The following is a 10,275-nucleotide window of genomic DNA, read 5'->3' on the forward strand; positions in this document are numbered from 1 at the left end:
TTCGGCATCGATGCGGCGGACCACGACCCGGTCGTGCAGCGGGCGGAATTTCATCGGATGAATCCTTCGGAGAATCGATTTTTTGGGAGATAGGGTTGGTTCGCTATCTCTTTTATAGATGTGCATGGCTATCCCAACATACAAGGCGAAAGCCTTATTGTCCGGAAATAAAGATTGTCGCTTTTTGCTGCGAGCGATGATTCAGATTTTGCCGTGATTTTGAATGATTGTTGAGTGGAGAGCCAGATTCAGTGGGCTTGTTCCTGGGTTCCGGTGTATTCTATCGGAAATTCGGTGCGCAGGTCGCGCCGTCGCATCCACCCCATCCAATCCCGCAGCCGGCGCTCCCACGGGAGGCAGAAATGTCATGATGACAGACTATAAATTTCCGGTGGGCGCCACCGTGCATGTCTCGCGCCGGTCGCTATCCGGGCAATCCGGAGACGGGACGTTCAAGGTGCTCGCCCGCTATCCCAGCGATACGTCCGGCCCCCTCTACCGGATCCGCAGCGTGCTCGGCAGCGAGGAACGGATGGTGCCGGAGCATGAGCTGTCACGCCCGGCGGAGCGGGACACCCGAGACGTCCGCCGATCCGATGGTCGTTGATCCGGCATGAGGGTGTTGCCGCATCGGTTCGCGATCGAGGCCGGGCGCAGCGCCGCCCCGCTGCCCGCCGTCGCCGCCAACGCGTCCTGGCAGGCGATGGGCGAGCTTTGGGCTTTCCTCTCGAGCCGATCCCGCCTCCGACCTAGCTGGCGAGCTGGGTGGCGCAGGCCTTGGCGACCTGGGCATCGGCGACCGTCCCGCCGGGCATCGTCGCCCAGCCGGCTTTGACCACCAAGTCGCCGCGGCTGTAGGTCGATGCCGCCTTGAGCTCCGCCAGCCTCTCCGTCAGCTGCGGGTCGCGTTTCGACTGGTCGACGCAGATCAGCGAAAGCACGGCCACCACATCGGCTTTGGACCGATCCTGGGCCATGCGCTGGGCCGACGACCCGGTGACCCAGCCACCCCAGCTGAAGCCGATGACAGCAAGCGCAACTGCGCCGCCCGCGGCGCCATACAGCGCCGGTTTAAGCCATTCAGGGGTTTTCATGGATTGCGCTTTCATTCGGAGAGAGACAAATCTCTCTCACCCGATAGACTACCACGTTCGGAGATATTGGCCGGTAATTATTTTGGCCCTGGCGTCCGGGCGCCGAATTTCGGTTACCGTCGAATTGATCTTCTAAGCATCTTGTCAAGCCGCACGCGACATTAATTCTTACTCTCAATAAAAGATAGAGAATTCGGATGTTTCGGCATCACCGGCATATTTTATCTTGATTTTTGGAGTTCGGCTAATCACGTGATGTGTCTTGCGAGGTGCCACTTGAATATGCCTGACACTGACGTCTTTCGGCTGCGAAAGTCGAATCTGAACGCGTTTCTGTTCGCCGACGTCGGGGCGGAATCCAACGGCATGCCTCTAAGCGTGGTTTCGATGCTCGGCCGCCTGGGCGGCGATCCTTGGGCCACGGCAGGTCGGTTGGCCGGGCAGCCGCGAGACGCCGCCGTGCTCGAACTGGCGGAGATCATCACCGGTACGGCACGCGCCGAACGGTCGAACGCCGAGATCATGGCCATCGCGACTCGTCTGGCCTCGCTCCTGCCCAGTATGGGACCAACGTCATCGCGTCATGCTGCACGGCCCGGAACACAATCGTCCGCCCTCGGCCGGTGGAGCGGGAGCACTCTGGCCCTGCTGGTGCTCGTGGCGGCTGCAGCAGTCCTGTTCTTGAGAGCGGCTGGTCTCCTATAACACCGGGCGATCGATCGCCAGGTGAGGCCGACGCTCGGTTTCAATGGCGGCTCCGCTGGCATTATCCCGCCCGACCGTCAGCCCTTCCCGACAAATGTGCCGCGAGATCCGCGCCAGCTGCGCGAAGGCTGCCGAGCCTGGCCATGCCCGGCTTGGAGAAGCCGCGGCATTGGCCGGATGTGGCGCCCGTCGGTGAACCAAGCCCGCTGAAAAGCACCGACAATAGCGGTTCGGACAGTGTCCGCTCTCGACACGCCGACAGGACGGCCGGTAATAGCGCACCCCGGCCTGGCGGCGCCTGCACGAAAGGGCGGAAAGCAGTCATCGCTTTAATGCGCGACGACGAATCCGATGAGGATTGCCTCCCGGTAAGACGGTCTTATTCTGCGGGCGCGATGACGATACGAATCCCGACCTCCGTCCTGCTGGACGGTCTGCTGCGTGACGCCGACACCGAACGCGTGACTCTCGGTTGGCTGGTGGATAGCTTGGGCGAGCGCTCCTTCGGATTGGTCATGCTGCTCCTGGCGCTGCTCGCGGCGATGCCGGGTGCGTCCGCCATCGTTGCCCCATTGTTGGCTATCCTGTCGGTGCAAATGATGCTGGGCCATGCCGCCCCGGCCTTTCCCCGGAGAGTCGCCGAGCGCAGCCTGCGCACCGAGCGGCTGGCGCGAACCCTCGGCCGCGCCGTGCCGGTGTTGCGTGCGATCGAGGGATTTATTCATCCGCGCTGGCCGACGCCGTTTGAGGCGACCAAGCGCGGGGTCGGGCTGGTGGTGTTGCTGCTGGGCGGACTGTTGCTGGCGCCGGTCCCCTTAAGCAACATCCCACCCGCCCTTGTAATCGCTCTGCTCGCAATCGCCTATCTGGAGGAGGACGGAATCCTCTTGTGTGTCGCGCTCGCAGCCTCCGCCCTGCTGCTCGCTATCGCCGCCGGCGCCGTCTGGCAGGCGATGGGTGAACTGGGCTGGGTGCGGGGGTTTTTGTAGGTGCGGATCGGCATGGGTATCGGCCAATTGGCACGGTGAATGCCAGAGCTGGCGCAATACTGGGACACGCCCCGGGCACCGCTTCACAGCCCAGGTAACGTCGAGCCGCAGAATCTCCTTCGGGTCACGTCCGGTCGTGTCCGCTTCGTAAAGCCGGCTGCTACGGCCGGTTTCGGGCACCCTGGCCGGGCCGGGTCAGCCGGATGGGGCCGGAACCCCCGAGTTCGGCCGATGTCTGCTGTCGGGGCGCCGACTTGATGGCCGGTAGTGGCGCGGGCCGGACAGGGAAAACGTTCAACCGACCGTCCGGCGATCTTGATCCCACCCTGCTCGGGAGCCAGCGGCTTTAGGCGATTGATGGATGGGATGCCGCTTGGCCGGCAAATTGTAGCGCTGTCGGGCACTGCTGGGTACCCTGTGCCGGCCCGACCATGCTGCCGGGAGGAGCATTAGGGATGGACGAGAAGGGGATCCGGGAGGCACTAGACCGACACTGGGCCGCCTCCGACGCCAGCGACTTCGACGCCGAGCACGCGATCTACCACGACGACGCGCTGCTCGAATACCCGCAGTCGGGTGAGCGCATCCGCGGCCGACACAACATCCAGGCCTCCCGCGCCGCACAGCCGAACACCAAGCGCTTCACGGTGCGCCGCATCATCGGCGCGGGCGACCTGTGGGTCACGGAATTCATCCTCGACTATGACGGCCGGCCGTCCTTCACGGTGAGCATCATGGAGTTCCGGGACGGCAAGGTCGCGCGCGAGACCAAGTATTTCGCCGACCCATTCGAGCCTGGCCCCTCCCGGACTCAATGGGTCGAACGCATGGGCTGACACCACCTGCGCTCGGCGGGTCAGCCGCAGATCGCGGCCACCGCCTTGCGCGCCATCTCCCGCAGTTCGGCGCGCGGGACCCCGGCGCGGGCGCGGATGGCGATGGTGTGCAGCATCGCCGAGGCGAGCACCGCGAGCGCCGCGGGATCGGCATCCGCGATCAGCTCGCCCGCCTCGCGCGCCCTGCGGAAGCGCGCTTCGAGATCGGCGTCCAGGGCGCTGAGCCCATCCGCCAGCAGGGCCCGGATCTCGGCATCCCCGACTGCCTCGGCCGTCGCGGTTCCCACTGCGAAGCAGCCGCGTGGCGGGCCGTCGTCCGGGATGTAGAACGACAGCTGCCCCTCATAGGCGCGCATCAGCGCCTCGTCCAGGGGCCGACTGTCATCCGCCAGCACCTCCCGGATCGCGGCGAGGACCCGCTGCCAATAGCCGTCCAGCGCCATGAGATACAGCGCGTGCTTGCCGCCGAACGCGGCGTAGAGGCTGGGCTTGTTCATGCCGGTCGCGGCGCCGATGTCGTCGAGGGACGTGCCGGAATAGCCGCTGGTCCAGAACCGGTCCGTCGCCTGCTGCAGCGCCACCTGCGGGTCGTAGGCGCGGGGCCGGCCCCGACCGCTCGGCGCGGTGCTCTTTTTTTGTACCATGACGGATAAAATCCTTGACGAGGCATCTAGCGGAACATATTTGTCCTGCACGGTACAAAATACAATGGCCACGAGGCCCATCATGCAAGCCCTGACCGCCGCGCCCGGAAGCGCGGTGACGCCCGTTCCCGAGAGTCGCGAAGACCATGGACCGCAGATCCCGGCGGGCGACGCCGTGTTGAGCCGGGTGCTCGGCCAGGGCCGGCCGCGGCGGGGATGGCGGGAGCGGCTGCGCCGGCCGCTGCTGATCGCCGTCCCGCTCATCCTCGCGGCCGCCGGTGCGGCGTATCATCTTGCGGAGGAGCCATATGTCTCGACCGAGAATGCCTTCATCCGCGCGGCGAAGGAGTCGATCAACGCCCGGGTCGCCGGCCAAGTGGTCGAGATTGCCGTCACCGACAACCAGCGCGTCCGCCAGGGCCAACTGCTGTTCCGGATCGATCCCCAGCCCTACCAGATCGCGGTGGAGCATGCCGGGGCGCAGCTGGAAAGCGCGCGGCTGCAGGTCGAGGGGCTCAAGGCCACCTACCGCCAGCAGTTGGCCGACCTGCAATCGGCCAGGGATTCCGAGGACTTCGCCGAGCGCGAATTCGCCCGCAAGAAGGCGCTCGCCGCCTCCGACTGGGCGCCGCGCGCGGCCTATGAGCGGGCCGAGACGGATCTCAAGGTCGCCCGCCAGCACATCGCGTCGATCGAGCAGCAGGCCGCCAGCACCGTCGCCGCGCTGAACGGCGATCCGGAGATCGCCCCCGATCGCCATCCCTCGGTGCGCGCTGCGCAGGCCCAGCTCGACCGGGCCCGGCTCGATCTCTCCTACACGGCGGTGACGGCCCCCGATGACGGCATCGTTGCCCGGGTCGAGGACCTGCAGGTCGGCGACTTCGTCAACCCCGGCGCCTCGGAGTTCTCGCTTCTGTCGGCCCGGCAGCTCTGGGTCGAGGCGAATTTCCGCGAGACCGACCTGACGCATATGCGCCCGGGACAGCCGGCGACCATTGATGTCGATGCCTATCCGGGCCACCCTTTCAAGGCCCAAGTCGCCAGCATGAGCCCGGGCACGGGGTCGGATTTCTCGATGCTGCCGCCGGAGAACGCGACCGGCAACTGGGTCAAGGTCGTCCAGCGCCTGCCGGTGCGGCTGGAGCTGGACGAGACCGACCCGGCCTGGCCGCTGTTCTCCGGCATCAGCGCCACCGTGCGGGTCGATACCGGCTATCGCGCCAGCTGGCGGCACAGCGTCATGGCCGCGTTCGCGGCGGAGGCGGGGCGATGAGCGCCGCCACCCTGTTCCGTCCAGCGGCGGAGGGCCGGCGGACCATCGTCGCCGCGGCGCTGCTGGCCACCTATCTGCAGGCGGCCGCGATCTCGTTGCCTAACGCCGCGCTGCTCCACATCCAGGGCAGCCTGTCGATGGCCGATGACGAGGCCGGGTGGATCTTCTCCGCGTACATCGCCGCCAGCCTGGTCACCATGCCGATGGCCCGATGGCTGGCGGGCCGCTTCGGCCAGAAGGCAGTGTTCCAGCTGTCGCTCGTCGTCTTCGCCATCGGCCTGGTGCTCGCCACGCTAGCGACCACATCGCTGCAATTCGTCGCCGCCCGGATCCTGCAGGGCGGCGCCAGCGGCCCGATCGCCCCGCTGGCGCTGGCGATCCTGCTCGACATGGTGCCGGCCCCGCGCCATCCCCGCATCAGCTTGGCGTGGACCGTGACCCTGGTGCTGGGCATCGTCAGCGGCCCCAGCCTCGGTGGCTGGGTGTGCGAGGAATACGGCTGGCCCGCGGTCTTCCATTTCAGCCTGCTGCTGGCCGGGTTCAGCCTGCTGGCCATGACGCTGTCGCTGCCGGAGACGCGGGCGGGTCAGGTGCCGCCCCTCGACCTCTTCGGCTTGGCGACCTTCTCGCTCGGCATCATCGGGCTGCAGATACTGCTCGACCGCGGCGAGCGCGTGGAGTGGTTTCTCTCCATCGAGAGCCGAGTCGAGGCCGCCGCGTCGGCGCTTGGCTTCGCCCTCTATCTCGTGCATCTCCTGACCAGCCGGGCGCACTTCCTCGACAAGGCCCTGTTCCGGGACCGCAACTTCGTCCTGTCGACGGTCCTGTTCTTCGGCTTCGGCTTCGTCCTGCTGCCGACCATGGCCCTGACGTCGCCGATGCTGGACGAGCTGCTCGGCTATCCCGCCGACACCACCGGCCTGATGGCAGCACCGCGCGGCATCGCCCTGGTGGGGGCCCTGATCCTGACCTTGCGTGCGCCGGCCCGCATCGATGCCCGGCTGCTCGTATTGGGCGGGATCGCCCTGGTCGTCTATGCGACCTGGCGGATGCTCGGCTACTCGCCAGGAATGGATTGGCGCCCGGTGGTCGTCGCCGGCGCGCTGCAGGGCGCCGGCCTCGGCATCCTGATGCCGGCGCTGACCAGGACCGCGTTCAGCACGCTCGATCCGGCGCTGCGGCCGGAAGGCACGGTGCTGTTCAACCTGTCCCGGCTCTATGGCAGCACGATCGGCATCGCGCTGGTGCAGACCTTCTTTCACCAGAACACCCAGGCCATGCACCTGGCGCTGGCAAAGAGTCTCGTCCCTGGCCGTGCCGGGGCCCATGTCGCGGATGAGGTCTCCGGCCCGGGGCTCGCCGCGCTCAACCATCTGGTGACGGGCCAGGCCGCTTTCGTCGGGATTCTCGGCCAGTTCAAGCTCGTGATGATCGTGATGCTGATCGTGGCCCCGCTCGCGCTGTTCCTGCGCCGGCCGCGCCCGGCCGGCTGACGGCCTGCGCGACATACCCCATCGGACCCTGGCCGCGAGTTGCGCCCGCCTTGATTCCGTGTCGGCGATACCATCGTCTACTGTCGGTCGAGGAGGGGCGGTGCGACATCTATTCTCGAGCGGACTTGCCTCGCTCGACGCCGAACCTGGCCGCGGCGAATGCACGGCCAACTCGGACACAGGAAGACGAACATGCCAGCCCCGGATTCGCTTCGCGACACGAGGATTCCTCTCGCCCATGGGTCTGGGGCGATGCCTGCCGTCGGGTTCGGCACGTTGATCCCCGACCCCGTCGCAACCCGGCAGGCGGTCACGACGGCACTGGAGGCGGGGTTCCGCCATTTCGACTGCGCGGAACGCTACCGCAATGAAGAGGCGATCGGCGACGCCTTCCAGGCCGCCATCAAGGCCGGCATGGTCCGGCGCGAAGATGTCTTCATCACCACCAAGCTGTGGAACACCAATCATCGGCCCGAGCGGGTCAAGCCCGCCTTCGATGCCAGCCGCCGGCGGCTGCAGGTCGACGATATCGATTGCTACATCATCCACACACCCTTCGCCTTCCGGCCCGGTGACGACCAGGACCCGAGGGATGAGAACGGGCAGGTGCTCTACGATTCCGGGGTGACGCTGGCCGAGACCTGGCATGCGCTGGAGCGCCTGGTGGAGGAGGGCCGGTGCAAGTCGATCGGTCTGTCCGACATCACGCTGGAAAAGCTACGCGAGATCGTCGCCGTGGCCCGGATCAAGCCCGCCGCGGTGCAGGTCGAATCCCACCCCTATCTGCCGGAATGGGAACTGCTCGACTTCTGCCGCCAGCGCGGCATCGTGCTGCTGGCCTTCGCGGCGCTGGGGCACGGCATGGAGCCGAATCTGCTGGATGATCCCGTGATCACCGCGATCGCCCGGCGTGTCGGCAAGACGCCTGCCCAGGTCGCGCTGGCCTGGGCCGTGCAGCGCGGCACCGCGTTCCTGACCACCTCGACCAAGCCGGACAGGATCCGGCAGAGCGTCGATATCTCGGCCCTACCCGAGGACGCGATGAGCCAGATCCGGGATCACATCACGACGAATGTCCGGTTCAACAGCGTGGTGCAGACCGGCGTGCCCGGCTTCATTCCCCGGGCCAGGTGAACCGATGCGGACGTCCGATCACGTCGTGGCATGAGGCTTGGGGAGGACCGGCGATGGCACAGTTGCGTTCGCTCAATGTGGGTTTGCCTCGCGATATCCCCTGGCGCGGGCAGACGGTCCATACCGGCGTCTGGAAGACGCCGGTGCAGGGGCGGCACATGGTCCGGCGCCTGAATGTCGATGGCGACGGGCAGGGTGATCTCGCGGGACATGGCGGCGAGCATCGGGCCGTCTATGTCTACCAGCTCGATTCCTATCGCCACTGGCAGCAATGGCTCGGCCGAAGCGACTTCAGTCATGGGCAGTTCGGCGAGAACTTCACGGTCGCCGGGCTGCCCGACGACGAGGTCTGCATCGGCGACCGCTTTCGCATCGGCGGCGCCGTGTTCGAGGTCACGCAGCCACGCGTGACCTGCTATCGGCTCGGCATCCGCATGGACGAGCCGCGGATGCCGGCGCTGCTCGTCGCACATAATCGGCCGGGCTTCTATTTTCGCGTCATCCAGGAGGGCGAGGTCGAGGCCGGCGACGAGATCGTGCAGATCGCGGCCGGTCCCGAACGCATGACCGTCGCCGCGACCAACGCGCTGCTGTACAAGCCTGGCCACCCCAGGAGCGAACTGGAGCGCGCGTTGCGCATCCCCGCCTTGAGCGCCGGCTGGCGCAGTTCGTTCCAGGCGCTGTTCGACCGTGCGGATGGCGGCGATGCGACGGGCAACCCCGGGCTCGCCCGTCAGTTGGGGCCGCCCCCGGCTTGGACAGGCTTCCGGCAACTGCGAGTGTCGCGCAAGCACCGCGAAAGCAGCCTGGTGACATCGCTGACGCTGGAGGCCGCTGATGGATATCCCCTGGCACCGGCGTTGCCGGGACAGTTCATCCTGCTCCGGCTGAAGCCGGTGCCGGATGCGCCCGCACTCCTGCGAAGCTACTCCTTGTCGGGTGAGCCGAGCGACACACGTTACCGCGTGAGCATCAAGCGGGAACCGCATGGCGACGCTGGATCCTATATCGACAGCGTGGTCCGGGTCGGAGACCTGATCGAGACCGGAGCCCCGCGCGGAAGCTTCACCTTGGTGGCCGGCGAGGGGCCTGTCGTTCTGCTGAGCGCCGGCATCGGCGCCACACCGGTTCTGGCGATGCTTCATGCCCTGGCCGCGGCCGCATCTCAGCGGGAGGTGTGGTGGATCCACGGCGCGCGCGACGGGGCCGAGCATCCCTTTGCCGATGAGGTCCGAGGCCTGCTTGCGGCTCTGCCTCACGGCCACAGCCATATCCGCTACAGCGCGCCGCGCCCCGGTGACCGGCCGGCTCTCGATTTCGACGCAGCCGGCCGGCTGGATGTCCGTGTGCTTCAGGATCTGGGCGTGCCGCGGGACGCAGACTTCTATCTATGTGGGCCGGCCACCTTCCTGGCCGGCTTCACCACCGGATTGCAGGCTTGGGGCGTTGCGGCAGGCCGGATCCACAGCGAGATCTTCGGATCGGGACCATCGATGACCCCGGGCGTGGTGGCCACGCCCCGGAAGCCGCCGCATCCGCCCGAAGGACCCGAGGGCACCGGTCCGCTCGTCTCATTCGCCCGGAGCGGCCTCACCGTCCGGTGGGGGGCGGGATGCAACAGCCTCCTCGAACTCGCCGAGGCCTGCGACGTGCCGGTGAGGTGGGCCTGCCGGAGCGGCGTCTGCCACAGCTGCGAGACGGGTCTGGTGGCCGGATCCGTCAGCTACGAGCCTGATCCGCTCGATCCGCCGGCGGAGGGAAACGTGCTCATCTGTTGCTGCCGGCCTTCCGCGGATATCGCGATCGATTTGTAGTCGTACGGGATATCGACCGGCTATCCCACAGACTAGCGGCCTTTGGAGAGCGGTGCCGGGTTGCGGAGAGCCCGCACCAATCAAAAACAATCAGCTACGCCGTTCCGGTTGTGTCTGATCCCGGCGTGGATCCAGCATGGCCGCGTATGACTGCGCCGGGCATGTCCGCTTTGTAGAGCCGGGGTGTGACGGCCGCTTTCGGACGCGCTCCGAGCTCGGAGCTGACTGTGAGGGGCTGAATCCCGCGGGTTCGAGCCACGTCCGGAATCGGGAGGCCTTACAGATGGCCGGTA

General features: G+C 66.8%; 10 protein-coding genes. 8 read left to right on the plus strand and 2 right to left on the minus strand.

What is annotated here, in order from left to right:
• Positions 1-367: 367 nt before the first annotated feature.
• Positions 368-607: a hypothetical protein gene (locus tag FFK22_RS39255; RefSeq protein ID WP_138893302.1), complete on the plus strand. Its 240-nt coding sequence runs from the start codon at positions 368-370 to the stop codon at positions 605-607.
• A gap of 142 nt (positions 608-749) precedes the next feature.
• On the opposite strand, the gene FFK22_RS39260 is transcribed toward FFK22_RS39255, so the two are convergent.
• A complete protein-coding gene (locus FFK22_RS39260; protein WP_138893303.1) occupies positions 750-1,094 on the minus strand; it encodes a hypothetical protein in 345 nt (114 codons plus the stop codon).
• Between the two features lie 282 nt (positions 1,095-1,376).
• On the opposite strand from FFK22_RS39260, the gene FFK22_RS39265 reads away from it, so the two are divergent.
• The 3 genes from FFK22_RS39265 (at position 1,377) to FFK22_RS39275 (ending at position 3,624) form a co-directional block, all read left to right on the plus strand.
• The gene (locus tag FFK22_RS39265; protein ID WP_138893304.1) at positions 1,377-1,799 is read left to right on the plus strand and encodes a hypothetical protein; all 423 of its coding nucleotides are present in this window, start codon (positions 1,377-1,379) and stop codon (positions 1,797-1,799) included.
• Between the two features lie 332 nt (positions 1,800-2,131).
• Positions 2,132-2,788 (plus strand): exopolysaccharide biosynthesis protein, encoded by a 657-nt coding sequence (locus tag FFK22_RS39270; protein WP_221939208.1) that lies wholly within the window; start codon positions 2,132-2,134, stop codon positions 2,786-2,788.
• A 455-nt stretch (positions 2,789-3,243) separates the two neighbouring features.
• Positions 3,244-3,624 carry a nuclear transport factor 2 family protein gene (locus FFK22_RS39275; protein ID WP_138893305.1) on the plus strand — a complete coding sequence of 127 codons (381 nt, stop codon included), beginning with the start codon at positions 3,244-3,246 and terminating at the stop codon, positions 3,622-3,624.
• 20 nt (positions 3,625-3,644) lie between these two features.
• On the opposite strand, the gene FFK22_RS39280 is transcribed toward FFK22_RS39275, so the two are convergent.
• Positions 3,645-4,268, minus strand: a complete 624-nt coding sequence (locus tag FFK22_RS39280) for a TetR/AcrR family transcriptional regulator (RefSeq protein ID WP_138893306.1) — start codon at positions 4,266-4,268, stop codon at positions 3,645-3,647.
• Positions 4,269-4,350: 82 nt separating this feature from the next.
• Here FFK22_RS39280 and FFK22_RS39285 point away from each other — a divergent pair, with 82 nt between their 5' ends.
• The 4 genes from FFK22_RS39285 (at position 4,351) to FFK22_RS39300 (ending at position 9,982) form a co-directional block, all read left to right on the plus strand.
• Positions 4,351-5,541 (plus strand): HlyD family secretion protein, encoded by a 1,191-nt coding sequence (locus FFK22_RS39285; protein ID WP_138893307.1) that lies wholly within the window; start codon positions 4,351-4,353, stop codon positions 5,539-5,541.
• Positions 5,538-7,034, plus strand: a complete 1,497-nt coding sequence (locus FFK22_RS39290) for an MFS transporter (protein ID WP_138893308.1) — start codon at positions 5,538-5,540, stop codon at positions 7,032-7,034. Before FFK22_RS39285 ends, FFK22_RS39290 begins: the two co-directional genes overlap by 4 nt.
• A gap of 252 nt (positions 7,035-7,286) precedes the next feature.
• The gene (locus FFK22_RS39295; protein ID WP_221939209.1) at positions 7,287-8,168 is read left to right on the plus strand and encodes an aldo/keto reductase; all 882 of its coding nucleotides are present in this window, start codon (positions 7,287-7,289) and stop codon (positions 8,166-8,168) included.
• A gap of 53 nt (positions 8,169-8,221) precedes the next feature.
• The gene (locus FFK22_RS39300; RefSeq protein WP_143956935.1) at positions 8,222-9,982 is read left to right on the plus strand and encodes an MOSC and FAD-binding oxidoreductase domain-containing protein; all 1,761 of its coding nucleotides are present in this window, start codon (positions 8,222-8,224) and stop codon (positions 9,980-9,982) included.
• Positions 9,983-10,275: the final 293 nt, after the last annotated feature.

It is taken from the genome of Mycobacterium sp. KBS0706 (assembly GCF_005938675.2).
In the GTDB taxonomy this organism is placed as follows: domain Bacteria; phylum Pseudomonadota; class Alphaproteobacteria; order DSM-16000; family Inquilinaceae; genus Inquilinus.

Excerpts from the sequence above, each read along its gene's own strand:
- FFK22_RS39255 (WP_138893302.1), top strand. The coding sequence starts at position 368 with ATGATGACAGACTATAAATTTCCGGTGGGCGCCACCGTGCATGTCTCG.
- FFK22_RS39260 (WP_138893303.1), bottom strand. The coding sequence starts at position 1,094 with ATGAAAACCCCTGAATGGCTTAAACCGGCGCTGTATGGCGCCGCGGGC.
- FFK22_RS39265 (WP_138893304.1), top strand. The coding sequence starts at position 1,377 with ATGCCTGACACTGACGTCTTTCGGCTGCGAAAGTCGAATCTGAACGCG.
- FFK22_RS39270 (WP_221939208.1), top strand. The coding sequence starts at position 2,132 with ATGCGCGACGACGAATCCGATGAGGATTGCCTCCCGGTAAGACGGTCT.
- FFK22_RS39275 (WP_138893305.1), top strand. The coding sequence starts at position 3,244 with ATGGACGAGAAGGGGATCCGGGAGGCACTAGACCGACACTGGGCCGCC.
- FFK22_RS39280 (WP_138893306.1), bottom strand. The coding sequence starts at position 4,268 with ATGGTACAAAAAAAGAGCACCGCGCCGAGCGGTCGGGGCCGGCCCCGC.
- FFK22_RS39285 (WP_138893307.1), top strand. The coding sequence starts at position 4,351 with ATGCAAGCCCTGACCGCCGCGCCCGGAAGCGCGGTGACGCCCGTTCCC.
- FFK22_RS39290 (WP_138893308.1), top strand. The coding sequence starts at position 5,538 with ATGAGCGCCGCCACCCTGTTCCGTCCAGCGGCGGAGGGCCGGCGGACC.
- FFK22_RS39295 (WP_221939209.1), top strand. The coding sequence starts at position 7,287 with ATGCCTGCCGTCGGGTTCGGCACGTTGATCCCCGACCCCGTCGCAACC.
- FFK22_RS39300 (WP_143956935.1), top strand. The coding sequence starts at position 8,222 with ATGGCACAGTTGCGTTCGCTCAATGTGGGTTTGCCTCGCGATATCCCC.